Annotated in this window: 22 protein-coding genes; 12 read left to right on the top strand and 10 right to left on the bottom strand. The window is 54.5% G+C overall.

What is annotated here, in order from left to right; genetic code table 11:
- Positions 1 to 2 precede the first annotated feature (2 nt).
- The 6 genes from PJE062_RS22325 to nagA are packed head-to-tail and all read left to right on the top strand — an operon-like array spanning position 3 to position 6,710.
- Positions 3 to 1,187: a Gfo/Idh/MocA family protein gene (locus tag PJE062_RS22325; RefSeq protein WP_008552165.1), complete on the top strand. Its 1,185-nt coding sequence runs from the start codon at positions 3 to 5 to the stop codon at positions 1,185 to 1,187.
- Complete coding sequence (locus PJE062_RS22320; RefSeq protein ID WP_008552211.1) at positions 1,184 to 2,194, top strand: SIS domain-containing protein; 1,011 nt, start codon at positions 1,184 to 1,186, stop codon at positions 2,192 to 2,194. Before PJE062_RS22325 ends, PJE062_RS22320 begins: the two co-directional genes overlap by 4 nt.
- 20 nt (positions 2,195 to 2,214) lie before the next feature.
- A complete protein-coding gene (locus PJE062_RS22315; RefSeq protein ID WP_008552150.1) occupies positions 2,215 to 3,321 on the top strand; it encodes an SIS domain-containing protein in 1,107 nt (368 codons plus the stop codon).
- A gap of 1 nt (position 3,322) precedes the next feature.
- A complete protein-coding gene (locus tag PJE062_RS22310; protein WP_008552265.1) occupies positions 3,323 to 4,258 on the top strand; it encodes an ROK family protein in 936 nt (311 codons plus the stop codon).
- The gene (locus tag PJE062_RS22305; RefSeq protein WP_037038019.1) at positions 4,255 to 5,568 is read left to right on the top strand and encodes a class II D-tagatose-bisphosphate aldolase non-catalytic subunit; all 1,314 of its coding nucleotides are present in this window, start codon (positions 4,255 to 4,257) and stop codon (positions 5,566 to 5,568) included. Before PJE062_RS22310 ends, PJE062_RS22305 begins: the two co-directional genes overlap by 4 nt.
- Positions 5,565 to 6,710: an N-acetylglucosamine-6-phosphate deacetylase gene (nagA, locus tag PJE062_RS22300; RefSeq protein ID WP_008552166.1), complete on the top strand. Its 1,146-nt coding sequence runs from the start codon at positions 5,565 to 5,567 to the stop codon at positions 6,708 to 6,710. The genes PJE062_RS22305 and nagA overlap by 4 nt, the downstream gene beginning before the upstream one ends.
- Positions 6,711 to 6,731: 21 nt before the next feature.
- Here nagA and PJE062_RS22295 read toward each other — a convergent pair whose 3' ends face one another.
- From PJE062_RS22295 to PJE062_RS22285, 3 genes are all read right to left on the bottom strand, one after another.
- Entirely contained in the window at positions 6,732 to 8,042 is a 1,311-nt protein-coding gene (locus tag PJE062_RS22295; protein ID WP_008552206.1) for an HlyD family type I secretion periplasmic adaptor subunit, read from the bottom strand.
- Positions 8,039 to 10,258 carry a type I secretion system permease/ATPase gene (locus PJE062_RS22290; protein WP_208982438.1) on the bottom strand — a complete coding sequence of 740 codons (2,220 nt, stop codon included), beginning with the start codon at positions 10,256 to 10,258 and terminating at the stop codon, positions 8,039 to 8,041. The genes PJE062_RS22295 and PJE062_RS22290 overlap by 4 nt, the downstream gene beginning before the upstream one ends.
- Before the next feature lie 488 nt (positions 10,259 to 10,746).
- Entirely contained in the window at positions 10,747 to 11,643 is an 897-nt protein-coding gene (locus PJE062_RS22285) for a LysR family transcriptional regulator (protein WP_008552267.1), read from the bottom strand.
- A gap of 91 nt (positions 11,644 to 11,734) precedes the next feature.
- Between PJE062_RS22285 and PJE062_RS22280 the strand changes: the two genes are divergently transcribed.
- The 3 genes from PJE062_RS22280 to PJE062_RS22270 all read left to right on the top strand — a co-directional run bounded on the left by PJE062_RS22280 (position 11,735) and on the right by PJE062_RS22270 (position 14,878).
- Positions 11,735 to 12,649 carry an epimerase gene (locus PJE062_RS22280; protein WP_008552125.1) on the top strand — a complete coding sequence of 305 codons (915 nt, stop codon included), beginning with the start codon at positions 11,735 to 11,737 and terminating at the stop codon, positions 12,647 to 12,649.
- Between the two features lie 115 nt (positions 12,650 to 12,764).
- Positions 12,765 to 13,505, top strand: a complete 741-nt coding sequence (locus tag PJE062_RS22275) for a GMP synthase (protein WP_008552113.1) — start codon at positions 12,765 to 12,767, stop codon at positions 13,503 to 13,505.
- A gap of 59 nt (positions 13,506 to 13,564) precedes the next feature.
- Positions 13,565 to 14,878, top strand: a complete 1,314-nt coding sequence (locus tag PJE062_RS22270) for an FAD-binding oxidoreductase (RefSeq protein WP_008552192.1) — start codon at positions 13,565 to 13,567, stop codon at positions 14,876 to 14,878.
- A gap of 6 nt (positions 14,879 to 14,884) precedes the next feature.
- On the opposite strand, the gene PJE062_RS22265 is transcribed toward PJE062_RS22270, so the two are convergent.
- The 3 genes from PJE062_RS22265 to PJE062_RS22255 all read right to left on the bottom strand — a co-directional run bounded on the left by PJE062_RS22265 (position 14,885) and on the right by PJE062_RS22255 (position 18,298).
- Positions 14,885 to 15,865 carry a hypothetical protein gene (locus PJE062_RS22265; protein WP_008552157.1) on the bottom strand — a complete coding sequence of 327 codons (981 nt, stop codon included), beginning with the start codon at positions 15,863 to 15,865 and terminating at the stop codon, positions 14,885 to 14,887.
- Between the two features lie 133 nt (positions 15,866 to 15,998).
- Positions 15,999 to 16,919 carry an SDR family oxidoreductase gene (locus tag PJE062_RS22260; RefSeq protein ID WP_008552199.1) on the bottom strand — a complete coding sequence of 307 codons (921 nt, stop codon included), beginning with the start codon at positions 16,917 to 16,919 and terminating at the stop codon, positions 15,999 to 16,001.
- Complete coding sequence (locus PJE062_RS22255; protein ID WP_008552126.1) at positions 16,916 to 18,298, bottom strand: NAD(P)/FAD-dependent oxidoreductase; 1,383 nt, start codon at positions 18,296 to 18,298, stop codon at positions 16,916 to 16,918. Before PJE062_RS22255 ends, PJE062_RS22260 begins: the two co-directional genes overlap by 4 nt.
- 147 nt (positions 18,299 to 18,445) lie before the next feature.
- Between PJE062_RS22255 and PJE062_RS22250 the strand changes: the two genes are divergently transcribed.
- The 3 genes from PJE062_RS22250 to PJE062_RS22240 all read left to right on the top strand — a co-directional run bounded on the left by PJE062_RS22250 (position 18,446) and on the right by PJE062_RS22240 (position 21,461).
- Entirely contained in the window at positions 18,446 to 19,510 is a 1,065-nt protein-coding gene (locus PJE062_RS22250; RefSeq protein WP_008552143.1) for an AraC family transcriptional regulator, read from the top strand.
- A 318-nt stretch (positions 19,511 to 19,828) separates the two neighbouring features.
- On the top strand, positions 19,829 to 20,635 hold the full coding sequence (gene panB, locus PJE062_RS22245; RefSeq protein WP_037038013.1) for a 3-methyl-2-oxobutanoate hydroxymethyltransferase: 807 nt from the start codon (positions 19,829 to 19,831) through the stop codon (positions 20,633 to 20,635).
- Positions 20,636 to 20,762: 127 nt separating this feature from the next.
- Positions 20,763 to 21,461 carry a cysteine hydrolase family protein gene (locus tag PJE062_RS22240; RefSeq protein ID WP_008552271.1) on the top strand — a complete coding sequence of 233 codons (699 nt, stop codon included), beginning with the start codon at positions 20,763 to 20,765 and terminating at the stop codon, positions 21,459 to 21,461.
- On the opposite strand, the gene PJE062_RS22235 is transcribed toward PJE062_RS22240, so the two are convergent.
- The 4 genes from PJE062_RS22235 to PJE062_RS22225 all read right to left on the bottom strand — a co-directional run bounded on the left by PJE062_RS22235 (position 21,458) and on the right by PJE062_RS22225 (position 25,282).
- Positions 21,458 to 22,276 carry a phosphodiesterase gene (locus PJE062_RS22235; protein ID WP_008552104.1) on the bottom strand — a complete coding sequence of 273 codons (819 nt, stop codon included), beginning with the start codon at positions 22,274 to 22,276 and terminating at the stop codon, positions 21,458 to 21,460. The genes PJE062_RS22240 and PJE062_RS22235 overlap by 4 nt on opposite strands.
- Positions 22,277 to 22,744: 468 nt before the next feature.
- The gene (locus PJE062_RS26190) at positions 22,745 to 22,876 is read right to left on the bottom strand and encodes a DUF2474 family protein (RefSeq protein WP_014284191.1); all 132 of its coding nucleotides are present in this window, start codon (positions 22,874 to 22,876) and stop codon (positions 22,745 to 22,747) included.
- Positions 22,876 to 23,883: a cytochrome d ubiquinol oxidase subunit II gene (cydB, locus tag PJE062_RS22230; RefSeq protein ID WP_008552172.1), complete on the bottom strand. Its 1,008-nt coding sequence runs from the start codon at positions 23,881 to 23,883 to the stop codon at positions 22,876 to 22,878. The genes PJE062_RS26190 and cydB overlap by 1 nt, the downstream gene beginning before the upstream one ends.
- Positions 23,873 to 25,282: a cytochrome ubiquinol oxidase subunit I gene (locus tag PJE062_RS22225; RefSeq protein ID WP_083417031.1), complete on the bottom strand. Its 1,410-nt coding sequence runs from the start codon at positions 25,280 to 25,282 to the stop codon at positions 23,873 to 23,875. Before PJE062_RS22225 ends, cydB begins: the two co-directional genes overlap by 11 nt.
- Positions 25,283 to 25,493 lie beyond the last annotated feature (211 nt).

Raw genomic sequence — 25,493 nt, 5'->3', positions numbered from 1 at the left:
ACATGCGTATCATCGTTGTTGGTTTGGGTTTGCGGGCTGTCAGCGTTCTGGAAAGACTGCAGGCACATATGGATGAAGCGGAAGTGGTGGCCTATGTAGACCCCAAACCGCACCAGATTGAGCGCCTCAAAAATCACGAGGCCATCAAGCCTTACGACACGCTGGAAGAGATGTTGGCGGGTGAGAAAGCAGACCTGTTGTTCGTCAGCTCTCCAAACCACATGCATCTGGAGCACATCCGTCTGGGGCTGGAAGCTGGCATCCGCATGTTCGCTGAAAAGCCTGTCGTGATCTCCATGGAAGAGACCATGGAACTGGCAGAACTGCTCTCAAAGTACGGTGCAGATCAGGTGCTCATCGGTCTGGTCCTCCGCTATGCCCAGCACGCAAGAGACCTGCGTGCCGCACAGGCTGCAGGGCAGATTGGCGATGTGGTGTCTATTGAGGCCAACGAGCATATCGCGCCCTATCATGGGGCCTTCTTCATGCGGGATTGGCGTCGCCATGAGAAATACTCCGGGGGCTTCATGCTGGAAAAATGCTGCCACGACCTCGACATTTACAACATGGTCACCGGCTCACGCCCAACCCGCGTCGCCAGTTTTGGCGGCAGAAAATCCTTTGTTCCGAGCAATGCACCGGCAAAAGATGCAGATACGCAGGTGTATCACGTGAAGGAGTCCATTTGGGAAGCTGCGGAAGATCCGTTCCTCTCCGATGGCGATATCGTCGATCACCAGACCGCAATCCTCGAATACGAGAGCGGCGCCACCATGGCCTTCCACACCAACATCAACGTGCCGGACGAACACCGCCGGTTCTGCGTGATTGGCACCAAAGGCATGGCGGAAGGCGACTTCGTGCGCGGTTATCTGAAAGTCACCGATGCTCATACCCGTGGCACATTGGTGGACGAAGATTACACCAAGTCCATTGACCGTCCCGGTGCGCACTACGGCGCTGACGACATGATGTGTCAGGACCTCTGCGCTTACCTGCGCGGTGAAATGGACAGCCTGCCAGTTTCCGTCGTGGACGCACTGGAAGCAGGCGTTGCCGCACTGGCGCTGGATCAGGCGCGCACCACCGGTCAGGTCGTGGATCTGACCTCCTATTGGGAAAAATTTGACAGTTTCGACCTGCGGGGAACCGCAGCAACAACAAAAAAGATGGAATCAATACAGTGACCAAACTCCCCGGCGCGTACATGCGTGCTGAGATCGATCAGGCAATTCCGGCATTTGCTGAAGGCGTGCTTCAGGACCTTTCAGCAAGTGTCAAAGCAGCAGCTCTGGACAAGCTCGACGCGTTTTACACCATTGCGCGTGGAAGCTCAGACGCTGCCGCCAACCTGATCTCCTATGAACTGATGGCTGAACTGCAAAAGCCGGTAACAACCTTGCCGCCCTCTGTGTTCAGCCTGGGGAATGGATTGCAGCTGGGCAATGCTGGCGCGCTTATTTTCTCTCAATCCGGGGGAAGTAAAGATCTGATCAGCGCTGCAATCGGGTTCAAGAATGCGGGCGGTAACACGCTCGCCATTACCAACACACCCGGCTCTCCGTTGGCAGCCGAAGCGGATGCCTTTGTCGATATCAAAGCAGGGCTGGAACAAGCCGTTCCTGCCACAAAAACAGTCATCTGCACCATCGCTGCCGGAATGGCTCTTCTGGCAGCGCTCAAACCGGATTACGCCAAAGCCTGTGAAGCAGCAGCAAAGGCCATGTTGGCCAGCGCTGAGGCCAAACTGGAGCAGGCTGACCAGATTATCGAGGCCGTAAAATCCACCCCGCACGTCTATGTCATCGGGCGCGGATGCGGGTTCGGTGCTGCCCATGAAGTGGCGCTGAAGCTGAAGGAAACCACGGCCATTCATGCCGAGGCGTACTCAGCGGCTGAGGTGCTGCACGGTCCGCTGCAATTGGCCACCAAACCGCTCTGTGTCCTCATTTTGGATACGGGAGAAGAGGTCAGCAACCAGAGCCTGAGCCTTGCCGAAGAGCGGTTCCGCTCCGTCGGCGCAAATGTTTTCCGCCTGACACCAGAAACCGTTGGTGCGCAGGGCCTTACTCCTGCGGCAAGCTCCGCCATGCTGCTGCGTGCATTGTACCCAGTGATTTTGGAAATTGCTCTCCAGTTGGGTCTGGATCCAGACCTACCGGAAACACTTTCTAAGGTTACTGTAACTATTTGATTTTATGAAGGAATGCTGCGATGGTCGGTCTGACCAAATGGGCAACTACGCGCGAAATTCAGGCGCAACCGCAAATCTGGGTAAGCTGGGGGCAGGAGTTTTCTACCCGCCTCAGTGACCTGAGCGAGTGGGTCGCCAACTCAGGCGCCACGGAAGTCTGGTTCTGCGGGGCAGGCACATCAGCCTATATTGGCGACCTTCTGTGCAGAGCGCTGGACGCAACCTCCGTGTTGCCAATGCGTTCGGTTCCTTCAACTGATCTGGTCAGTGCACCGCACGCGTTCAAACGCAACGGTGTGATCCCACTGGTCGTTTCCTTCGGTCGTTCCGGCAACTCCACCGAGTCCATTGGCACACTGGACTTGCTGGACGCAATCTTTCCGGAAGCGCCACGGCTGAACATCACCTGCAACAAGGACAGTGCTCTGGCAACCCGCCAGCCTGCCTCACAGGCCAGCCAGCGTGTGATTGTGCTGCCGGACGAATGCCACGACAGCGGCTTCGCTATGACCTCCAGCTTCACCACCATGATCTTGACGGCCATGGCTGTGTTTGGACAGGAAACACCAGAAGAGTTCGCCGCCAACATGAATGAGATCAGCCACGCAGCTGAAATCGTGCTTGCAGAGGCGGATCAGCTGGTGGGCAAACTCACCATCCCGCAGCGTGCTGTGTTCGTGGGGTCCGGCCCTCTGGCCTTCGTTGCCCGTGAAAGTGCGCTGAAGGTGATGGAACTGGCCGCGGGCAAAATCCCATCTATCTGGGACAGCTCTCTTGGCTTCCGGCATGGGCCAAAGTCGTTCGTTGATGACCAGACCAAGGTCTTCGTGTTTCTCTCCAATAACTTGCACTCCCGCCGCTATGACGAAGATCTGGCAGATGAGGTGAAGGCACAGTTTGGCGAGCAAACCGTGGTGACCATCGGCAACTCCGCCAAGGCAGATGTGCATATTCCATGCAAACTGGAGGATGGCTGGATGTCCGTCCTCACTGTACTCATTGCCCAGTGGCTGGGCGTGGCATGGTCCAATCAGCTTGGCTTCAACGTCGACAATCCGTTTGAAGGGCAGGGCACGCTGACCCGCGTGGTCTCGGGTGTAAAGCTCTACGCATTGGAAGAGGCCTGATATGGTTCGAGCAGGTGGCATAGATCTGGGCGGCACCAAAATTGAGGCAACCGCCTTTGACAATGATTGGGCTGTAGTTGAAACCAAACGTATCCCAACACCGCAGGATTCCTACGATAATCTGGTAGATGCCCTCTGTGAGATGGTGATCTGGCTGGAAGAAACCGCAGGCTCCAAAGGCCTGCCGGTGGGGGTGGGTATTCCCGGCTTCCATTCCAAACGAACCGGCAAATTCCTCACTGCCAACCTGCTCGCCTCGGGTCGCACTGTTCATCAGGATCTGATCGACAAACTGGGCAGAGCCGTCGCGTTTGAAAACGACTGCAACTGCTTTGCCCTCTCAGAGGCCATGCTCGGCGCAGGCCGCAGTTATGCCAGCGTCTTCGGTTTGATCATCGGCACCGGTGTTGGCGGTGGGTATTGCTCCAACGGCACCCTGATTTCAGGTCTCAACGGCGCTGCCGGAGAGTATGGTCATCTCGGCATTCCATATATGACCATCAAGGAGCTTGGGCTCGATGGCATCCAGTGTGGATGTGGTCGCACAGGTTGTTTTGAGACCTACCTCGCTGGCCCTGGAATGCGCCGTCTCGCAAAGCACGTCACCGGTAAGGACGTAGATGCGCAGGCCATCACCACAGCCGCCGCTGCAGGTGATCCGAAGATGCAGGAAGTCATGCGCATGTGGGCGCGTATTGCGGCTGAACTGGTTGCCGCGCTCCAATGCACCGTGGACCCGGACTGCATCGTGCTTGGCGGTGGCCTTTCCAAGATCCCAAATATCGACCGCATCATTTCCGAGGCTTTGCCCGGCCATTTGCTGGACCAGACCGAGCCACCGGAAATCCGCGTTGCCGAATATGGCGACAGCAGCGGCACGCGCGGCGCGGCCCTTGCTGCCGTTCAAAACTATGAAATACTGGAGGAAGCGTCATGAGCAATCCACTGCTTGAGGTGATCACTGCCAACCGTGCAGGCGCCAGAGCCGCGCTTCCTTCCATCTGCTCCGCACAGCCCGATGTCATCCTCGCTTCAGCTCTGCTCGCTGCAGAAAAGAACGCAACCCTGCTGCTGGAAGCCACCAGCAATCAGGTCAATCAGGATGGCGGCTACACAGGCATGAAGCCTGCTGATTTCGTCAGCTACGTCAAAGGCATCTGCGCCACGGCTGGATTACCGGAAGATGCATTGATCCTTGGCGGTGACCACCTCGGCCCACAGGCCTGGCGCTCCATGCCAGCAGATCAGGCCATGGCCAAAGCCAAGGAACTGATGAAAGCCTATGTGCAGGCTGGTTTCACCAAGATCCATCTGGACTGCTCCGAAGGCTGCGCTGGTGAGGACGCTCAGGTCGGCGACGAGTTAAGCGCCAGCCGCGCTGCCGAACTGGCAGTAGTCTGCGAAGAATATGCTCCAGATCCAGACCGCCTCAACTACATCGTTGGTACGGAAGTTCCTCCTCCCGGAGGCGCGCGTGAGGAAGGCGAGGCTCATGGCATTGAGCCAACCCCGCCCGCGCGTGCCTCCCGTACCTTGCAGATGCATTTCGAGAAGTTCGACGAGCTGGGCCTGTACGCCGCCAAGGAGCGCATTTGCGGTCTTGTCGTGCAGCCGGGCGTCGAGTTCTCACCCTTCCATATCGACCATCTGCCAGCAGATGACGGCAAAGCCCTGCGTGCGGCATTGGACCCATTCACGAACGTGGTGTTCGAAGCGCACAGCACTGACTATCAGCTGGACAATGCTTTCCCGCGTCTCGCCAACATGGGCTTTGCGATCCTGAAAGTCGGCCCCGCACTCACCTTCGCCTATCGTCAGGCGATCTACGCACTCGATCAGATGCTCGACTGGCTGGAAGAAGACAAACGCACAGCTCCAAAAATCTCAAAAATTCTGGAAATTGAGATGCTGTCAGAGCCCAAATACTGGCGCTCCCATTATCAGGGATCTGATCAGGAACTGCGCCTGCTGCGCCACTTCAGTTATGCAGATCGCATTCGGTATTACTGGCCTCAGAAGAAGGTGCAGGATGCCCTTGAGGCACTCTTTGCAGCCCTTCAAACCCATAAGATTCCAGAAACACTGCTGCTTCAACTGTTTGCATCTCAAACTGTTGAACGTGCGCGGGCTTTGCAGAGCCACGGTTTTGGCATAGAGAAGGCGCTCGTGCTTGCTGAAATTCAGCAGGCATTGGACCCCTATTTCTTTGAGAGAGTTGAGACACCTCAGCTTGAGGAGGCTCTATGAGCACCGCACCGGGCAACCAAGATATCTGGCTGAGCCCAGATCAGCTGTTTGACGGGCAGAACCTGCTGACCGATACCGCCGTTCATCTGGTGAACGGCAAGTGCGCAGGCCTGTCTCCAGCAGACCAGTTGCCCGCCGATGCGACAGTGAAAAAGCTCTCTGGTCTCATCACACCGGGTTTCTTCGATATCCAGATCAACGGCGGCGGCGGTGTCCTTTACAACACAACCCCAACACCAGAAGGTCTGGCAGCAATCGCTGATGCGCACCGCCAGCTCGGCACCACGGCCTTGCTGCCAACGGTCATCACCGATGCGCCACAGGTGCTGGAAGAGGCTGTGGAGGCCATGAAGGATGCCTATGGCTCCCATGGCATTAAAGGCATTCACATCGAAGGCCCACACATCAGCGTTGAACGCAAAGGCACCCACGAAGCCAGCTGGGTCCGCCCACTCAACAAGCGCAGCTTGGAACTGGTCCGCGATCTGCGCGACCGAGACATCCCTGTTTTGGTGACAGTTGCACCAGAAGGCGTGGCCAAAGGCGACGTTGCCAGACTGGTGGAAATGGGCGCAGTGGTTTCTATTGGCCATACCGATGCGGGCGCAGCGCAAATCAAACCTGTTCTGGAGGAGGGGGCAAACCTCTTCACGCACCTGTTCAACGGCATGTCCCAGATGGTCAACCGCGAGCCGGGCGCTGTCGGAACGGGCATCAACAGCACCGCTTATTGCTCGCTGATCGTAGATGGTCATCACGTGGCAGACGACATGCTGCGCCTCGCCATGCGCGCACGCCCTGTCAAAGACCACATGATCATCATCAGTGATGCCATGCCTACCGTAGGTGGGCCAGACAACTTCGATCTTTACGGTCATCAGGTCTATCTGGAAGATGGCAAGCTTATCAACAAAGCCGGATCTTTGGCCGGGGCGCACGTCACCATGTTTGAGTCCGTGGCTCGCATGATCAACACGCTTGAGTGCCCACCAGAAGAAGTTCTACGCATGGGTCTCTCCAACCCTGCAGCGCTGATGGGCCTGACCCAGTCTGTCGCCAATCTGGAAACCGCAGATGTCGAAGATCTTCTGTTGATCGCTCCTGACTACAGCTCCTTTACGTTCCTCTCGCAAATGGCTTAAGCAAGCGCGAGAGGATTTTCTTCACCGTTCCCGAAATGCCTCCGCCTTCACCTTGATCAGCGGCTTGGCGATGTAACTCAGCACGCTTTTCTCGCCGGTGAGAATGTCGATGCTCGCCGTCATGCCGGGTGTGATAGGTAGAGGATTTTCTTCTGATCCCAGATGGTTCTGCCTGGTGCGCACGATCACCTTGAAGAACGCCTGACCGCGTTCATCCTCGGAGGTATCCGGGCTGATCCGCTCCAGCACGCCCTCAAGTCCTCCATAAATGGAGTAGTCATAGGCCGTTACCTTCACGCTCACATCTTGCCCCGGATGCAAGAAGGCCACGTGCTGCGGCTGTATCTGGGCAGCAATTAGCAGCGTATCCTCCAGCGGAACAATCTCCACCAGCGGCTCTCCTGCCTGAACCACCGCGCCTATGGTGCTCACGTTGAGCTTGTTGATCACACCGCGAACAGGCGCCACCAACGCACTGCGATGAACGCGATCTTCCGCCCCCCGCAACCGCTCTTCAATCACCGCCAGCTCTGCCTTTGTCGCCACCAGATCCGACTGCGCTTTGGAGGCAAAAGCCGTCTGTGCAGAGACCACCCGTTGCATGGCTTCCTGCTTGGCGGACCGCGCGCTGGCTAAGGAGGCCTCCAGCATTTGTTGCTCGCCATGCATGGTGGTGTACTGACGCTTGAGACGCAAAAACTCAATCTCTGGCAGAACACCTCGCTTATAGAGCTGCTGATTGATCTCTAACTCTCGTGCGATAATGGTGAGGTTGGAACCCAGCATCTGCGCTTCTGCTTCCAGTTGCTTCAGATCCTGCTCTTTCTGGCTAAACTGGCTACGCAGCACGGCAACTTCCGCATTGAGCTGATCCTTACGCGCCTTGTAAACCTCCAGCTCCCGCTGCAGAAAGGCTGCAATGTCAGAGGGTGTGTTGCTCAGATCCAGCTGAAGATTTGCCTGCCGGGCCTCCGCCATCAACCGCGCCAGACGCGCCTGTAACGCATACTTCTTCTGCTGCAATTCTCCCAGTTGGGAAGCAAAGCCGGTGTTATCCAGCTTCACCAGAACCGCCCCTTGTTCCACGATCTCCCCTTCATAGAACATCACCTCGGAGACAATCCCACGCTCCGGCGCCTGCACAATCTGCATCTGCCGAGAGGGGATCACACGGCCATCACCACGTGTTACTTCCTCCACATGCGCAAAAGCAGACCAGACGAACAGCAGCAATAAGATCCCAGCACACGTGAAGATCAGAATGCGCGAATGCTTTGCACTGTGAAACTCCGGCAAGTGCAAAGGCTCTATGGGAAGCGACCAGCCCTTCATGCGCGCAGCCTTTCCTCAATAGGCACCTGTGTGGGACGAGGCACCTCCCGAAGACGCGGTTGCTGCATCATCTCCCGAACTTCATCACTTGGCCCATCTGCAATAACGCGCCCTTGATCCAGAACGATCAGGCGATTAGTGAGCTTCAAAAGGGAAGGGCGGTGCGTGCTGATGATGAGTGTCAGGGCCCCATTGTTGTAACTCTGCAGCCCTTGCAAAAGCCGCTGCTCGGCAGAAAGGTCCAGCTGGCTGGAAGGCTCATCCAGAAACAGGATCTTCGGCTTGCGAAGTAAAATCCGTGCCAATGCCACACACTGCCGCTGCCCGCCCGAAAGAGCCCCACCATTCTCTCCAACAATCAGATTGTACCCAGCCGGATGCTTGTTCACGAGAGCATCCAGCCCCGTGACATGGCAAACCTCCTCAATCTCCTCATTGGTGAGATGAGGCAGACCAAGGCAAAGGTTATCCCGCAACGTGCCCTGAAACAGCGTGTTTTCCTGAGATAGGTAGCCAACAAACCGACGCAGATCCGCAGGATCAAACTGCCGCGTATCAATGCCATCAACAAGCACAGCGCCCTCAGTCGGATAACGCAATCCGCTCATCAGCCGGCCGACCGTCGACTTTCCGGAACCAACACACCCAATCAGCCCGACCGTATCCCCCGGCTCAATCGCAAAACTGCAATGTGTTACGCTGGCCTTCTCGCTGAGCGGATAGGAGAAGCTTACGTTCTGGAAGTGAACCTCACCGCGGCATCGCCTAAGGTTTGCCGTTGCTTTCCCTGCTTTGCGTTCTGTCGGTTGGCTCAACAGCTCTTCCAACTGGCGATAGCTATGCAGTACCTGCCGAAAGCGAACCAATGCATTGGCGATGGAAGAGATTGGTGCAAGCACGCGGGAAGACAGCATCATCGCAGCGATCAGCCCGCCCATGTTCACCGCACCAGCTTCCACTCGATAAACACCCCAGACAATGATCAGCACCGAGACCATGCCCTGCACATGCCCCGTTCCAACCATGGCAAGGTTGGACCAGTACCGGCTCTGCAAAAGAACTTCACTGCTGCGTTCCACCGAGTGCTCCCACCGCGCCTGCATATGTGCTTCTGCATTGAGAGCCCGCACAGTTTCATGGCCGCCCAATGTCTCCATCAGAATATTCTGCCGCTTGTTACCTTCCAGACTGGACGCCTGCACCGTCCGCTCCAAAGGCAATTGAACTGCTAAGTTGATGAGGCAGACCACCGGAATGGCCAGCAGCGGAATCCAGGCGATGGGGCCGACAATGAAGAACAGGATGCAAATAAAAAGCCCGACAAAACAAAAGTCGAGCAAGGCAATCAATGCAGTAGAACTGAAGAACTCGCGAAGCTTCTCATACTCATGAACCGTCCCCGCATACTCTCCTGCGCTTTTGGTTTTGACTGCAAAATCGATGTTCTGCATTTGAGAGAAGATCTTGGAAGCCAGCCGCTGATCGGCCTTTTTGCCAAGGCTGTTGAGGATGGAAGACCGCGCCACTTTCAGCACACTGTCTCCGGCCAACGCAATTACCACGCCAATCGTCAGTGCCCATAAAGAAGCGACTGCAAAATTGGGAAGGATGCGGTCGTAAACATTCATGATGAAGAGGGGGGAAGCAAGGGCGAGCAAGTTGATGAGCAACGTCCCAACCGCCACACTGCCAAAGTCCGGCCAGAAGCGAGTGAACTCCCCCCAGAACCAGTGTTTGTTATTCTCCCGAACCTGCCCACTGCTGTCCTTGGCATGAAGCGAGGAAAACAGGATCGCATAGCCAGAATAAGCCCGCTGTAGAATATCGAGGCTCAGAAACTGCGGTCTCTCCAGCTCTAGTGGATCCAGCAGCTTTACTTGCCGCGTGGCAGTATCATACCCCACCAGTAGGCGCAGGGCGCGATCATGAAACACCAGCAAGCACGGCACGCTGTTGCTGGAGATTTCGCTGAGCGCGATCCTCTGTTTGACCGCTCGCAATCCGCAGTTCTCGGCGGCTTTCTCAACCTGCGAAAACTGCAGCCGGCCATTGATGAGCGGCAGACCGGCCGTAATGGCTGTCTTGCTGAGAAAGTTTCCATGCGTGCGGGAGATGTAAGCAATGCTTTCAACGAGGGCGTCCAGCACCTCATGCATTGGATGGCTACCTTCCTCGGGATTGAGGGCATGAGGGCTGGACAAGCGAAAATCACTCACGGCGCGTTCCCTTGTTTTATGACGGCAATCTACAATTCAGTGATCTTTGTATTTAGAGGGGCCACGCTTTATTTGGTCTTCTTGCGAGAAGCAGAAAGATAAGCAGATACAACGCATTACTGGGTCTGCCTTATCTCTCAGTTCTCGCTAAGAAGTTTCGGTGTTCTTGTGAGATCTAAGAAAACACCCTGAGTAAAATGTGGCAATCTTGGGAACTTGTACCGTCAAATTACGGGGCAAAAATTGCAGGAGTGTTCTCGATAAAAGACTCACTGTAAAATCTACGCCTTTAAAATCAGCGCCTGCTGAATCACCAGTTTTTCCAGCTTTCCCGACAGTTCCCCCTGCATAGATACCGCCAAAAGTGTGAGACAGGGCGTGTGTACGAAAGGGGATAATGGGATAATTTCCGCTAGGGAAGGTTTGTCCCTGCTTTCTGAGGGGGTAAATGCTGGCTAAGAGAACCAAAGTCCCTCAGAAGCTCTCATTCACAACAGCTTAGGCAGTTTCTCAGCTAAGAAATCAAAGAGCAGCTTGATACGCGGAATTTGCTTGAGAGTATGAGGGGAGGCCAGCCAAACGGGCAAAGCAGGCAATGGATCGTCCAGTTCAAGGCGAACAAGGCTGTCATCTTCAACGCCAATACCGATCTGTCCCAGCCCGACACCACATCCAGCCCGCACCAGCTCCCAATAAGTCACCCTGTCATCACACCGCACGCTGAAGAAGTTCCGGTCCACCTTCAACCCAGCCTCCTGCATGCCGCGCAGGATCAGATCAGATCGGTCATAACCAATCCAGTCCAGCGCAAACAAGTCCTCTCTGGTTTTGGGCATACCAACACGCTCCAGGAACGCCTTGCTGGCGAACAGCCCCAGCGGCGTCTCACCAATCTTCTTGGCAACGATGTCCAACTGGGTTGGCGTAAACATGCGCACGGCAATGTCCGCTTCCTGAAATAGCAGGTTCTGCGCATCATCAGAAGGCACCAGATCAATCTGGATTTCAGGATAAGTCTGCCGAAACTCTGCGATCAGCTTGGGCATCACATAATTGGAAATCACCTGACTGGCGGTTACACGCACAGAGCCCGCAAATCCGCTCTGCTTCCGCTCCTCCGCATGCAGCAGAAACTGCGCCGCCGCCGCATGCATCGCTTTGGCATGGGGCAGCAAGGCCTCACCATCTTCCGTCAACCCAAGCCCGCGTTGATGGCGATAGAACAGGGAGACGCCCAGCTCAGCCTCAATCGCTTTCACCTGACGCCCAATGGTCGGCTGGCTCTGGTTCAGCTGTTTGGCCGCTGCTGAAAGGCTACCGGTCTCCGCCACAGCCACAAAAATGCCGATCAGATCCCAGGAAAGATGATGCAAACTACTATTCATAATTGAATATCATATCTGCATTTCAATCGAATTTACATAGCAAAGAAAGTGCCTACTATCATAGTCAAAGAGGATAACGCAGGAGCCAGATATGAGACCTATCGCTTTGATTTTGGGGGCAACCGGCAGATTTTCCAGAAATATGATTGAGCAACTGGAGGCCGCTGGTTGGGAAGCCCGCAAGTTTGATCGTAAGACGCAAAACATGGTGGAAGCAGCCAAAGGCGTGGATGTCATCGTCAACGGCGCAAACCCACAATATCCGCAGTGGAAGCGGGATGTTCTGCCCTTCACCCGTCAGGTGATAGAAGCCGCAAAGCAGTCTGGCGCGACCGTGATCATTCCGGGCAACAACTACTGCTTCGGCCCCAACATGAAACCTCCCATCGGCCCGCAAACACCTCAAAACGCTACCAATGAGCTCGGCCTCATCAGAATAGAGCTGGAGCGCCTTTACAAAACATCGGGCGTGCAAACTATCCTGCTGCGTGCCGGAGACTTCATTGACACCTCTGCGAGCGGCAACTGGTTCGATCTCATCATGGCGACCAAACTGGAGAAGGGAAAACTCATCTATCCCGGAAAAACAGATGCCCCGCACGCATGGGCCTATCTGCCAGATATGGCACGAGCTGCGGTCCAGCTTCTGGAAATGCGGGATCAGCTGAACACCTATGAGGACATCTCCTTTCCTGGCTATACTTGGACAGGTGATGAGATGAGCAAAGCCCTCACTGCTGTCACAGGCGAAACTATCACCATCAAGAGTTTCAACTGGTGGATGATCCGCTTAAGCCAACCATTCTGGCCCTTAGCAAAGCACTTGCTGGAAATGCGCTACCTTTGGGATGTGCCGCACTGGATGGACACACAGCACTTTGAGGAACTGCTCCCTGACTTTCAGGCAACACCGGAACAGGAAGCCTTAAAGCACGCCATCAGTCACCTGCCAGCCTTTCCCTTGAACAAACCAATCCCGCTCAACCAGCACAAAAGAGCTGCATGAGAATTGCACCCAAGTGGCCTCCAAGAGTTTACAGAGGCAAAGCCGACAGGATATAACTGGACATTCCATCCTGATATATTTGCGGCGTTTGCCTCTTGGAATTTTGGAGTGCTCTTTGACCTTTAAACTTGGAATTCTGGAAGTTGGCCGACCACCTGAAAATCTGAGCAAGACCTTCGGTGATTACCCGTCAATGTTCGAAACGCTCTTAAAAGAGCAAGGGGCCGACTGGCACTATATGTCCTATCCTGTGGTGGATGGTCAGTTGCCGCAAACCGTCCATGATTGCGATGGCTGGCTAATCACAGGCTCCAAACATGGTGTCTATGATGACCTTAAGTGGATCGACCGGCTCAAAACCTTCCTGAAAAACGCCTATGATGAGCACGTGCCAATCGTCGGCATTTGCTTCGGACACCAGATCCTCGCAGAAGCACTGGGCGGTAAGGCTGAAAAGTCTGACAAAGGCTGGGGCTGCGGTGTCTTCACCTACTACGTTCTGGAGAACCCAAGTTGGGTACCGGAAGGCCTGACCAGCTTCTCCATTGAGGCTTACCATCAGGATCAGGTGACCAGACTGCCGGAAGACGGGGAGGTCATCGCGTCCTCCGACTTCTGTGAGTTTGCAGCCATTGATTACAAGGGTAGAGCGTTCACACTGCAGGGGCATCCGGAGTTCAACAAAGACTATTCAGTGGCTCTCTTCAAAGAACGTCGCGGTGATACATTGCCGGAAGACATTGCCGATCATGCCATCGCATCCTCCGATGCACCCATGCAGATCAGCGAAGTCGCGCACATGATCGTAAACTTTATTCAGCAGGCAGCCGTGCGAGAAAAACAAGAAGGGCACTAACCAAAACCTGCGTTGTCTTGGGGATTTGGGAAGAACCTCAAGCCCCATCAGGGATGTACATGGCTATTTCGCAAGGCTTTCTGCACGCCAACGACAAGGCAGGGCAACACCCCGCCTCTTACTACGCTGCGACCGCAAACAAGCAGCTTTCCTTTCCAATGCTGGAGGGAGAGCACACCTGCGATGTTTGTGTGATCGGCGCGGGCTATGCCGGTCTGTCCTCCGCATTGCATCTGGCCGAACGCGGCTACAAAGTTCACCTCCTTGATGCCCACCGCGTTGGCTGGGGCGCTTCTGGCCGCAATGGCGGCCAGCTTGGCAGCGGTCAGCGTAAAGATCAGGATGAACTGGAAGCTCTGGTCGGCCTGGACCGTGCCAAAGACCTTTGGAACCTTGCTGAAACGGCAAAATCTCTGGTGAAAGATCTCATTGCCAAACACCAGATCGACTGTGATCTGAAGCCCGGCATTCTCCACGCAGACCATAAACAAAGCTACGTCAGCCACAGCAAAGCCTACGCAGAAAAGCTCGCAAACACATACGATTACGACCAAATCCGCTTTGTAGATAAAGCCGAAATACAAGAGTTGCTCGATACAACGGCGTATCACGGTGGCACGCTGGATATGGGCGCCGCACACCTCCATCCTCTCAACTTCGCATTGGGGCTGGCAGAAGCCTGTCAAAACGCTGGTGTCCAGATCTTTGAAAACTCAGAGGTGCTGGAAATCCAGAAAGGGGAGCCGGCGAGACTGAAGCTCGCCAACGGTCAGGTCACCGCTCGTTATGTGGTCTTCGCGTGCAATGGCTACATCGACAGTCTGGAAACACGCGTCGCCTCGCGGGTTATGCCCATCAACAACTACATCATCGCCACAGAGCCGCTGGGTGAAGACCTCGCCAGATCTTTGATCGCCAATGATGCAGCCGTGGCGGATTCCCGGTTCGTGATCAACTACTACCGCCTGTCAGCAGACAATCGCCTGTTGTTTGGGGGAGGGGAAAGCTACAGCTTCCAGTTCCCGCAGGACATCAAGGCCTTCGTGCGTAAACCCATGCTGCAGATCTACCCGCAGCTGAAGGATGTGCGGATCGAATATGGCTGGGGCGGTACGCTGGGCATCACGCTTAACCGCATGCCGTACTTTGCAAAGCTCGCCCCCAACATGCTCAACGCCAGCGGCTTCTCGGGCCACGGTGTCGCCATGGCAACGCTGGCAGGCCAGCTCATGGCAGAGGCCATCGATGGACAGGCCAGCCGGTTTGATGTGATGGAAAAAGTCCCAACCCACGTCTTCCCCGGTGGCCGCCACCTCCGCTGGCCCCTCATGGTCCTCGGCATGCTCTACTACAGCCTTCGGGACAGGCTGTAGAACGCGTTAGACTGGGATAAAAACTTCCCGCACGGATGAACTTCTGGCTGTCTCAGCTCCATCTGTTTCATCCAGAGCTTGATACTGATGCGTGTCAGCGGAAAACACTTTGCCCAAACCATGGTATCCGGAAACTTCCGGCTGCTCGAAACCAGCTTTTTTCAAGTCATTCGCCAGCGCTTGTGCAAAAGATTGCTCCCGCTCGACTTCGATAAACAAGAAGTTCTTTACCTTTGTCTCAGAGGCAGCTTTCAGGTCTTCAGGAGAGAAGGATTTCGGCAATCGGGCATCTGCGCTGTGACAGGAGCTGACCCGAATATCGCTGAAGGACTTGTCCAATCCTCCCTTCGCCAGCTGTTTGGCAATATCCTTGGACCATGCAACTTCCCAGCCTTGCTCCTCGGGCCCCGTTTTTGAGGTGATGCCCTCTTCACCTTGCCGACCATGTCCCACAAGGTAGAGTTTATCCTCTTTGGTTTTCAGATTGCCGAGTATTCCGGTCTCTTCGTTGCTGATCACCTTCACACGCAGCAATGCATCTGCCCGCCATGCATGATCACTTGCCGCCTTCAGCATGTCTTCAAACTTGTTTGGGCCGACAGTCGTTATAAAACCTGTCTCGGAGAGATCATTTTCTGCCATGTATGAATTGAAGCCAGAAGCAAGATCACCGGCTTCTTTGTAGTTCTTCTCAGCCAACTCATGTTTGAGTACTTCAAACTTCACCTTGTCAGCGTTTGTTGCGACAATGAGCGATCTTAGCTCTTTGCCGGCATTAAAGCGCGAAAGGTTGGTACCGGAAACCATTTTCAGAACATCATCCGACACAAACGGAGCGTAGAAGTATCCCGTCTTGCCTTCGTGAGCGGCCTTAGTGCTCTCGTTGGGGACTTCCGTCTTTGTCGTCGCAGAACTGATGTTCGCGTCCTGTTGGATCTGTCCGCTGGAAACAGCAGGCGGTGAAGAGCTGGTATTTGAAATAGGCATGGGGCACCAAAGTTATCCGTTTGATGCCAACCATAAACGCCTACCTATACGTGTGCTGTGACATTTAAAACATCCAGCTTGAATGATGGGACCAGTGCACGCTGAGCTTTAAGAAGAGCCAAGCAACAAGCACCTAACTCTTCTCCAACTCCTGCTCCATTTCCGGATTGTCCAGATACAGCCGCTGGCGCTGATAAAGCTTGCCGTCCACCTCAACCAGCAGACCTTGCCTGCGCAGAGAGGCAACATACTTTGCCATGCCGCGTCGGCCTTTTTTCTCAAAGAACGGCAGAATGCGTGGCATCAGGTTGGGCAGCAGCATGGCCAGCCGGGTCAGCCAGGAATCGCTCGCTTTGGGGTAGCGCTCCAGACATGGCTTCTCCAGATGCTTCACGAACTGATCAGCCACCACGCTGGGCGACTGCGGCTCATCAATGAAGTTGAGCACACTGCCACCTTCCAACGCTTCTTGCCGCAGCATGTAAGTATCTGTCGCCGTGGGCAGAACACAGCTCACCTTGATGCCGTGCAGGTCTTCATCCAGCGCAAAGGACAGCATGGCACCACGTAAACCGAACTTGGTTGCCGCATAAATCGGCGTTTCCCGAAGCGGCTGAATTCCGCCAAGCGATGTGGTCGTGATGATACGTGGATCATCGCCCTTCAGCAGATAGGGCACCGCTAATCGGCTCAGCACCAGAGGGGCAACCATGTTGATGGTGATCTCTTCTTCAATGCTTTCCGGCGTGCGCTCATGAAAGCGATCAACCTTGGTGATCGCCATGTTGTTGATGAGAACATCCAGCACACCAAAGTTCTCTTCCACCTCACGTAAAAGACGCTCCATCTCATCGCGTTGTGTCAGGTCCCCCTCAAACACATGAACCCGCAGGTTATCCAGTCGGGCCTGAAGCTCGCGGGCTGCACGGCCATTTTTGTCTGCCAGAACGAGGTTCATACCCCGCTCATGCAAACGCGTGGCGATATGACCGGCGATGTCTCCACCGCCTCCGGTGATCACCGCTGTTCGCCCCTGAAAACGATAGGTGTTCATGCAGCAACCTCCGCCTTCTTAGCAGTTTGAGCTTGCTTGGATTTGGGGGTAGCTCGCTTGAACCGAATATCCTCCGGGAACGTCCATCCCATCCGCTGATAAAGCTTCTTCACATACTTGGTGTGCGCCACTGCATCGCAGTAGCCAGCGTGCCGGTCTGTCTTTAGGAAATGAATGCCACCGGAAAGATCAGGTGTTTCACTTCTGATGATCGCCTCCAGCTGGCTAGCACGGGAAGGATCATCCCGCTGATCCTTCAGATAGTTGGCGACCAGCCCGGCCATATAATCAAATCGCTTGTAAGCGCCGGAGTTGGTTTCAATGTAGCTGATACCAAACAGGTTCTTATGCTCGCGCGAAGCCGCCTGAATGAACATCTTGGGCCGCCCACCTTCATAGCTGAAGTAGTCACCCGCAAAGTCCAACTGCTGGTTATAGCCGGTTGCGCAAAGGATCAGATCAATCTCTTCCCGGCTGCCATCCTTAAACACCACGTACTTGCCATCCAGCCGATCCACATCCGGCTTCACCGTCACATCCCCGTGTTGCAATGAATGCACCAGTTGAGTGTTCAGCAGCGGATGGGTTTCAAACAGCTTGTGATCTGGCTTGGGTATTCCAAACCGCTGCAGACTGCCGTTGAACATGCGCAGCAGCAAGGTGAAGAAAGGTCGGATCAACCACACCGGCAGATCAGGCCCACCATCCGCAAATACATCAGCAGGCATGCCAAACACATGTTTGGGAATGATGTGATAGCCACGCCGCATGGAAATGAAGGCCTTTTCGCCCATCACGCCGGCATCACAGGCAATATCGCAGCCAGAATTGCCAGCTCCGACCACCAACACCCGTTTACCGTCAAACTCACGAATGTTCTTGTAGGTCTGGCTGTGGCGGATCTCACCATCAAACGAGCCCTTCAACGCGGGCATATTGGCCTGCCACTGTGATCCTGTGGCACACACCACAGCCTTGTACTCGCGGCATTCGCCGTTGGAGAGCTGCACCTGCCAACGATCATCCTTGGTTTTGGTCAGCTTCTCAATCTTGGTTGAGAAAGTGATCTTCTCACGCAGGCCATAAGCCTCTGCAAAATCATGCAGGTACTTCAGGATCTCTGTGTGCTTGGGGTAATCTGCAAAATGATCCGGCATCGGAAAATCTGCAAAGCCAGACAAACTGCGAGAGCTGATGAAATGCGCGCTCTCATAAATCGCAGTGCCTTCGTGCTTAATGTCCCAGAGACCGCCCACATCCGGGTTTGGATCAAACTGATCCCACTCAATGCCGTTGTGCTGTAATGCGCGGGCCATCACGAGTCCCGCCGGGCCTGCACCAGCAATGCAAACCGCGTCACCTCTATCAATAATCTCCACCGTTCCCTCCCCGAACTGTGAAAGGCTTACCTTAGGGGAAGATTAAGGTGGATTAGAAGGACATATACGGACGTAGGGCGGACAATTTCGGCCATATCTTGCGGTCACTCCCGTGTTTCCGCTAGCATGAGCGTGGCGGGAGGGGACATGCAGACGGAAAATCATCAGTTAGCACTGTCAGATGTGGCACAGCGCTCAAAGGTGCCACCACACTTGCTGCGCTACCTGCTGCAAGAGCTGGAGCAGCGCGGCATTGCAGCCGAAAAAGTCCTGCCGCACACGGTGCTGGACCAGTACAGTGACCCGACAGCCTTCCTCTCACACGATGCCCGCCTGACCTATCAGCAAAGCCGCCTGATCATCCTGAAAGCACTGGCTTTGACGGGTGATGAGAGCCTCGGTCTGGCTGTTGGTCACCGTCAATCCATCACCTCACTCGGCCTTGTCAGTCTCGGCGTTATGGCAAGCGCAACGGGCAGAGAGGCACTGGAACTGGGTATCCGGTATCACCGTCTCACCGGCAGTATGCTGGAGATTGATCTGGAGCCATCCTCCGGCAATGCCCTCACTATGATCGCCCGCAGCCGCTTTCACGAGCCGGTGCTTCTCACGTTCTTCGTCCAGGAACTGTTCGCGGCCATGGTGGGTGTTGTCCGCTTCACCACAGGAAGCAAGCAAGCGATCAACCGCATCGAGATGATGCAGACGCCACCTGAAAAGAAGAGTCTCTTTCAGGACGCTCTCGACCCATCTGTCATATTCGAAGCTTCACGAAATGCTATCGAGTTTGATGCAGACCACCTGCAACGGCCATTGGCAACTGCGGACCGGTTTGTATTGCACGAAGTGGAAACACTGCTGGCTGGCATGATGCAGGAAGAAAGCACGCGTCTCGACTTCCTCAAGTCTGTCGAAGAAGAAACCCGTCGCCGATTGAAAAACAACCCATCCATCGAGGAAATTGCTGGTGTTTTCTCCATGAGCGAGCGCAGCTTCCGTCGCAAACTCTCAGCTTCTCAGGTTTCCTTCCGAGACATCCTCTCTCAGATCCGCCAATCTCAGGCCATGGAGTTGCTGTTGTGGTCTCGCCTGTCCTCAGAGCAAATCGCAGCGGAGCTGGGCTACTCTGATCCAAGGGTGTTTCGCAGGGCTTTCAAGCAATGGACGGGGGAGACACCCAGTCAGTTTAGAAAGTCCGCAACTCAACTGTGACGGGTACATACCACACCAAAAGTTCCATTGGGTCTCTCAACGTTATTTAATATTCTCCGAAAATTCCCTATAAAGGCGCAGGGGACACATGTTGCAATGCGCAATTCTGAGGGGCGATGCGCGCCTTTCAGTGAGGTAGCGCAAGGACATGCCTCTGAAAGCACAGGCAAAAATCGAAACCCAATAATAATAACGCGTACTCAGGAAATGTGCTGACAGACTGGCAGCGAGTGCGCGGGATAACAAAGGATACAGGCAGTTCAAAAGCTCTGAGCAAGGGCAGGCTGCTTTGGATGAACGAAACGGGCACCTAGAATCATGTCTCATACATCTGCAATTCGGCGGAAAACCACTAAAGACATCATGAAGGCAAAAGGCCATCACAAGCTGGTCTGCCTCACTGCCTATACTGCGCCAATCGCGCAGATGCTGGATGAACACTGCGATCTGCTGCTGGTGGGAGACAGCGTTGGCATGGTGCTCCATGGCCTGCCAGACACAACAGCTGTCACGCTGGATATGATGATCATGCACGGCAAGGCCGTTATGCGTGGCTCTCAGAACGCGCTCGTTGTCGTTGATATGCCATTCGGTTCGTTTGAAGAAAGTCCGCAGGCTGCTTACCGAAACGCACTGCGTGTGATGCAGGAAACCGGCTGTCAGGCCGTTAAGCTGGAGTACAACTCCGCAGCTCCTGAAACCATCCGCTTCCTCGTGGATCGTGGTATCCCTGTTGTTGCGCACATCGGCCTGCGTCCGCAGTATCTGCATGTGGAAGGCGGCTACAAGGTTGCTGGCAAAAACGAAGAAAGCCGCCAGGAACAGCTGGAATGCGCGCGTCAGGTGGCTGAATCAGGTGCGTTCTGCGTTGTGGTTGAGGGCACCAAAGACGAAGTTGCGCGTGAGATCTCTGATAGCGTGCCAATCCCGACCATCGGCATTGGCGCCTCTGTAGACTGCGACGGCCAGATCCTCGTGACGGATGACATGCTCGGCATGTTCGACAAGACACCAAAATTCGTCCGCAAGTATGCAGAGCTGAAATCCCAGATCGAGCTGGGTGTGAAGGCATTCGCGAATGATGTGCGCCGCGAGCAATTCCCGGCAGCTGACGAAACCTACTAAGACCGCTCAGAACCGCTGAGAAGAGCTTGTCTCTCAGCGGTTTTACCCCCTAAAATCCATAAATGTTTTGGGGCTGCACCCACATGATAGTGTGCAGCTGCAGGCATAAATTGGCTTGGGGGATCGAATGGTGCTTATTCTGGTTCTGGGAGTTCTGTTAGCTCTGGCGGCCCTTGCTGCCTACACCTTCTGGGGTGTCCTCAAGATTCAAACCCCCACCAACGGTCCCTCGATCAAATCTGAAGGTCGTCGTGGCACGGCGCTGCTGATCATTGATGTGCAGGCCGACTTCACCAAAGAAACCGGCTCTCGCAAATGGGGTTCTGATTACCTGCAATCCCGCCTCGATCAGATCAATGCACTGTCCGAGCTGGCCAAGCAAAAAGGCTGGCCAATCATCGCCATCCGGCATGTCTATCAGGGGTGGTATACCAACTTTCTGGTCCGCTTGCTGGGGGGAGGACTGGGAGCGCAGGGTTCGAATGGCCTCCAGATGGATCCACGCGTCACAGCAAAGCCGGATCTGGATATTGAGAAGTCCAAGAGTGATGCCTTTGGCGAGCAGGAACTCTCAGCATTTCTGAAGACCCATCAGGTTGATCATCTGATCCTCACCGGTCTGGATGGCAACGCCTGCGTGAAGAACACAAGCATTGGTGCACTCAACAGAGGTTACCGTGTCGAACTCTGCGATCCGGCAATCCTCGCCTACAATCAGAAAGCCTGGGAGCTGCAGAAAGAAGCACTGCAGGAAATGGGTGCCGCTGTCTCCCACGACATCGTTGAGAATGCTGCAGATGCTGGAGCTGAGAAAGACCCAGCCTAGTCGATCAGATTACCGTTCTTGTCAAAGAACGGATGCCGCCCACCAAAGTCACCGATAAAGCTCAGGTGATTGATCAGCTCTCCTCCGGTCCAACGGAAGATCCGCACCGCTGGTGGATCCATCACAAAGCTTGGTTCCCCATCCGGCTCCAGATCAAGCGTCACCTGATGACCCGAGGCAGGGCAGATGCTCACCGGAATGCCGTTTTTAAAGACCTCAATCGCCCGATGAACGTGCCCACAAGCAATCTGCAGGATCTGCGATTGTCCGGTGACAACAGGCCAGAAGTCATCGTCAGCACGCATCAGCATGATGTCATCCATGTGCTCAATGCCGGTCTTGAAGGGGGGATGATGCATGAATACGAGCGTAGGTTGGTCTTTGTGAGCTGTCAGCTCGGCACGCAGCCATGCTTGCTTATCGGCATCAAAATGCCCGTCATGTTTGCCCGGAATGGTCGTGTCCAATCCGATGATCCGTAGACCATCCTTCTCAATAGAGAACTGCAACGCGCCTTCTTTACTCAGATAACCATGATCCGCAAAAGCCTCGCGCATCGCATCCCGATGATCATGGTTGCCGGGGATCACATAAAACGGCATCGTTAGCTGATCGATCTCCTGACGAAACAGCTCATACTCATCTGCATTGCCCAGATCCACGAGATCGCCACTGATCACCACAAAGTCCAGCTGGGGTCGAAACGTGTTCAAATGCGCCACCGCCTTGCGCAGATGAGACAGCGTATCAACGCAGTTGTAGGCGAACTTTCCGCCAGCTTTGATGTGAATGTCGGTGAGCTGCGCGAAAATCATAGATGCTACTCCAAAGAGATAATCGGAATGATCGGTAGAACCAAAACAACGGTAACGCCGCCTTCAAGAAATTGGGCTGCTGACTAATCTTTATTGCCTCAAACAACAAGTGAACTTTTCATGACAGGTAAGAGGTTGCAAGGCGTCAATAAGAGCAATCAGGAGGAGAGGTCGATCTGTTTCTCTGCCAGGACGAGGCGTTGCACGTATATGAGCATCTGCTTGATTTGCTCATTTTCGCCGGTTTTGAGCAATAAAATCGCCTAACTGCGGGTTTTGACGCATTGAAAGGATTTTTAAAACATATCACAGTACACCCCTGAAATATGAGAGGCGAATTTTCGGGAGATGTTCGACTCCAAACAGTTTCGAGCCGTAGCGGAGGAGGAACCGCGAGCGGTTCATTGGGAGAAGGGCGTGCTATGGGGATAGCACGCCCTTATTTTTTAAAAGTGCGTCTCGCAAAGCCTAAATAATAAGGCTTCTCAAGGCATAAGAGACCACTGTTACAGAAGCGACGCCTGCAATCCAAAGGGCTGCAAACCATAGCAAACGCTTCCAGAGGGGGAGCTCAACTTCACCAGTCTTGTCAGAGGTCATCAGTGGTAACCCTCCGTTGATTTAATCTTGCCGCGGAACACGTAGTACGCATAAGCCGTGTAAGCGAGGATCATCGGGATAAGGATGACCGCCCCCACAAGCAGGAACTTCAGACTGCTGTCAGGCGCTGCAGCTTCCCAAAGCGTGTAAACCTGTGGCACCACATACGGGAAGATGTTGATCCCCAATCCCACATAAGTGAGCAGGAACAGCACCAGTGAGGCGAGGAACGGCGTGTAATCCGCGTCGGTCATCAGTGCACGCCACAGAATTAGCGTGGTGATCGCAACAAGAAGCGGCACAGGGAACGTGTAAAGCAGATACGGGAAGCTGAACCACTTCTCCATAATGCTCTCGTTGATGAAGGGCATCCAGATGCTCACCAGCAAAAGGAAAGCGATCAGCAACAGAGCTGCATACTTAGACACGCGGCGGAAATGCGCTTGCGGCACACCTTCCAGCTTCATCACCAGCCAGGTTGATCCCAAAAGGGCGTAACCGGAAACAACCGCAAAACCAGTCATGACGGAAAATGGCGTCAGCCAATCCCACCAGCCACCGGCGTACGTGCGATCCACCACTTCAATGCCTTGCACCAAGGTACCAAGCACCAGACCCTGACAGAATGCAGCCACGATGGAACCTGCAAAGAAAGACAGATCCCAGAACGGCCTGCGTTCAACAGAGGATTTGAAGCGGAACTCAAAGGCCACACCGCGGAAGATCAAGCCGATCAACATACCGATAATTGGTGCATATACCGCAGGCATGATGACGGAATAGGCCAGCGGAAACACCGCAAACAGGCCACCGCCACCAAGGATGAGCCAGGTCTCGTTACCATCCCATACAGGGGCAACGCTGTTCATCATCAAAGTGCGTTCATCTGCATCTTTGGTGGTCGGATACAAAATCCCGATACCAAGATCAAAGCCATCCAGCACAACATAAGCGAAGATCGCAACGGCTATGAGAAAACCCCAGATAAGCGGATAATCAAGCATCATGAGAACGATCTCCCTCATTCGGTTGAAGGGCTTGGGCAGGTGTAATGCCCGCAGTTCTGACTGGAACGCCTTCTTCGACGCCCAGGCTTGCATCCGGCGACTTAGCCATGGCCCGGAAGATGTAGAAGATGCCGACACCAAAGACGATGAAGTACACCGCGACAAACACCACAAGCGAGGCCCACACAGCAGGCGCTTCAACAGGTGAGACAGAGTCTGCCGTTCGGAGCAGCCCGTAGACCGTATAAGGCTGACGTCCAACCTCTGTTGTTGTCCAGCCTGCAATCACCGCAATGAAGCCCGCAGGACCCATCACCATAGACGCACGCTGTAACCACTCGCTCTCATAGAGCCGACCACGCACGCGGGACCACAGACCCCACAGGCCGACCAGAAGCATCAGGACACCGATGCCAACCATGATGCGGAAAGACACAAACACGATCGCTGCAGGTGGCCAGTCTTCCCGAGGAAACTCATTCAGACCCGGCACAACACCATCAAGGCTGTGGGTCAGAATGATGCTGGAAAGATAGGGGATCTCCACCTTGAACTTGGTCTCGCCAGCTTCCTCATCCGGCCAACCAAACAGGATCAGCGGAGCAGGGCCTTGCGAGTCAAAGTGGCCTTCCATGGCAGCAACCTTGGCAGGCTGATGCTCTAGAGTGTTCAGACCATGATAATCACCTGCAATCATCTGAATTGGGGTGACCACAACGATCATCCACATGGCCATGGAGAACATCACCTGTGCGGATTCATTGAATCGGTTGCGCAGCAGGTGATAGGCGCCCACAGCACCAACCACAAAGGCAGTGGTCAGATAAGCAGCCAGTACCATGTGCACGAGCCGGTATGGGAAGGAGGGGTTGAAGATAATCTCCCACCAATCCGCAGGCACAAACTGGCCAACGTCATTCATGGCGTAGCCAGCAGGCGTCTGCATCCAGCTGTTCACGGAAAGGATCCAGAAAGCGGAAAGGGCAGTGCCAATGGCAACAACCACGGTGGCGAAGAAGTGGAGCTTCTTGCCAACCCGGTTCATACCAAACAGCATGATGCCGAGGAAACCGGCTTCCAGGAAGAACGCCGTGAGCACCTCATAACCCATGAGAGGCCCGATGACCGCGCCGGTCTTGTCTGCAAAAGCAGACCAGTTGGTGCCGAATTGATACGCCATGACGATGCCGGAAACGACACCCATGGCGAAAGAAAGGGCGAAGATTACGATCCAGAACTTGAAGACCCGTAAGTATACATCACGTCCTGTCCATAGCCATAAGCCTTCAAGCACAGCAAGAAAACTTGCCAGACCTATAGTAAAGGCAGGGAAAATGATATGGAACGCGATTGTAAAAGCAAATTGGAATCGAGCTAGATCAACTGCTAAACTGTCCATGTGACCACCTGTCGATGGGATGTGCTGATTTTAAATCATGGAATTCCGTAGCGGAACACTGTTAATAATTATGTTTTTTCCGCGATCCATGACCAGTGCACCCCAAAAGATAGGGCACTTGTCTTTGCTGTAGTAACTGTTTCCTTGAAAAAGTGAGTTGCATTCCGACCTATGCGCTATGCAAAGTGTCGCATAATTTCTGCTTATGCCC

The organism is Pseudovibrio sp. JE062 (assembly GCF_000156235.1).
In the GTDB taxonomy this organism is placed as follows: domain Bacteria; phylum Pseudomonadota; class Alphaproteobacteria; order Rhizobiales; family Stappiaceae; genus Pseudovibrio.
This window is presented reverse-complemented; position numbering and strand designations above follow the sequence as displayed.

What these genes read in the sequence shown, in the direction of transcription:
- PJE062_RS22265 (WP_008552157.1), bottom strand. Translation starts at nt 15,865, where the DNA reads ATGCCTATTTCAAATACCAGCTCTTCACCGCCTGCTGTTTCCAGCGGA.
- PJE062_RS22280 (WP_008552125.1), top strand. Translation starts at nt 11,735, where the DNA reads ATGAGACCTATCGCTTTGATTTTGGGGGCAACCGGCAGATTTTCCAGA.
- panB (WP_037038013.1), top strand. Translation starts at nt 19,829, where the DNA reads ATGTCTCATACATCTGCAATTCGGCGGAAAACCACTAAAGACATCATG.
- PJE062_RS22315 (WP_008552150.1), top strand. Translation starts at nt 2,215, where the DNA reads ATGGTCGGTCTGACCAAATGGGCAACTACGCGCGAAATTCAGGCGCAA.
- PJE062_RS22235 (WP_008552104.1), bottom strand. Translation starts at nt 22,276, where the DNA reads ATGATTTTCGCGCAGCTCACCGACATTCACATCAAAGCTGGCGGAAAG.
- PJE062_RS22260 (WP_008552199.1), bottom strand. Translation starts at nt 16,919, where the DNA reads ATGAACACCTATCGTTTTCAGGGGCGAACAGCGGTGATCACCGGAGGC.
- PJE062_RS22270 (WP_008552192.1), top strand. Translation starts at nt 13,565, where the DNA reads ATGGCTATTTCGCAAGGCTTTCTGCACGCCAACGACAAGGCAGGGCAA.
- cydB (WP_008552172.1), bottom strand. Translation starts at nt 23,883, where the DNA reads ATGATGCTTGATTATCCGCTTATCTGGGGTTTTCTCATAGCCGTTGCG.
- PJE062_RS22305 (WP_037038019.1), top strand. Translation starts at nt 4,255, where the DNA reads ATGAGCAATCCACTGCTTGAGGTGATCACTGCCAACCGTGCAGGCGCC.
- PJE062_RS22225 (WP_083417031.1), bottom strand. Translation starts at nt 25,282, where the DNA reads ATGGACAGTTTAGCAGTTGATCTAGCTCGATTCCAATTTGCTTTTACA.
- PJE062_RS26190 (WP_014284191.1), bottom strand. Translation starts at nt 22,876, where the DNA reads ATGACCTCTGACAAGACTGGTGAAGTTGAGCTCCCCCTCTGGAAGCGT.
- PJE062_RS22285 (WP_008552267.1), bottom strand. Translation starts at nt 11,643, where the DNA reads ATGAATAGTAGTTTGCATCATCTTTCCTGGGATCTGATCGGCATTTTT.
- PJE062_RS22240 (WP_008552271.1), top strand. Translation starts at nt 20,763, where the DNA reads ATGGTGCTTATTCTGGTTCTGGGAGTTCTGTTAGCTCTGGCGGCCCTT.
- PJE062_RS22250 (WP_008552143.1), top strand. Translation starts at nt 18,446, where the DNA reads ATGCAGACGGAAAATCATCAGTTAGCACTGTCAGATGTGGCACAGCGC.
- PJE062_RS22310 (WP_008552265.1), top strand. Translation starts at nt 3,323, where the DNA reads ATGGTTCGAGCAGGTGGCATAGATCTGGGCGGCACCAAAATTGAGGCA.
- nagA (WP_008552166.1), top strand. Translation starts at nt 5,565, where the DNA reads ATGAGCACCGCACCGGGCAACCAAGATATCTGGCTGAGCCCAGATCAG.
- PJE062_RS22295 (WP_008552206.1), bottom strand. Translation starts at nt 8,042, where the DNA reads ATGAAGGGCTGGTCGCTTCCCATAGAGCCTTTGCACTTGCCGGAGTTT.
- PJE062_RS22325 (WP_008552165.1), top strand. Translation starts at nt 3, where the DNA reads ATGCGTATCATCGTTGTTGGTTTGGGTTTGCGGGCTGTCAGCGTTCTG.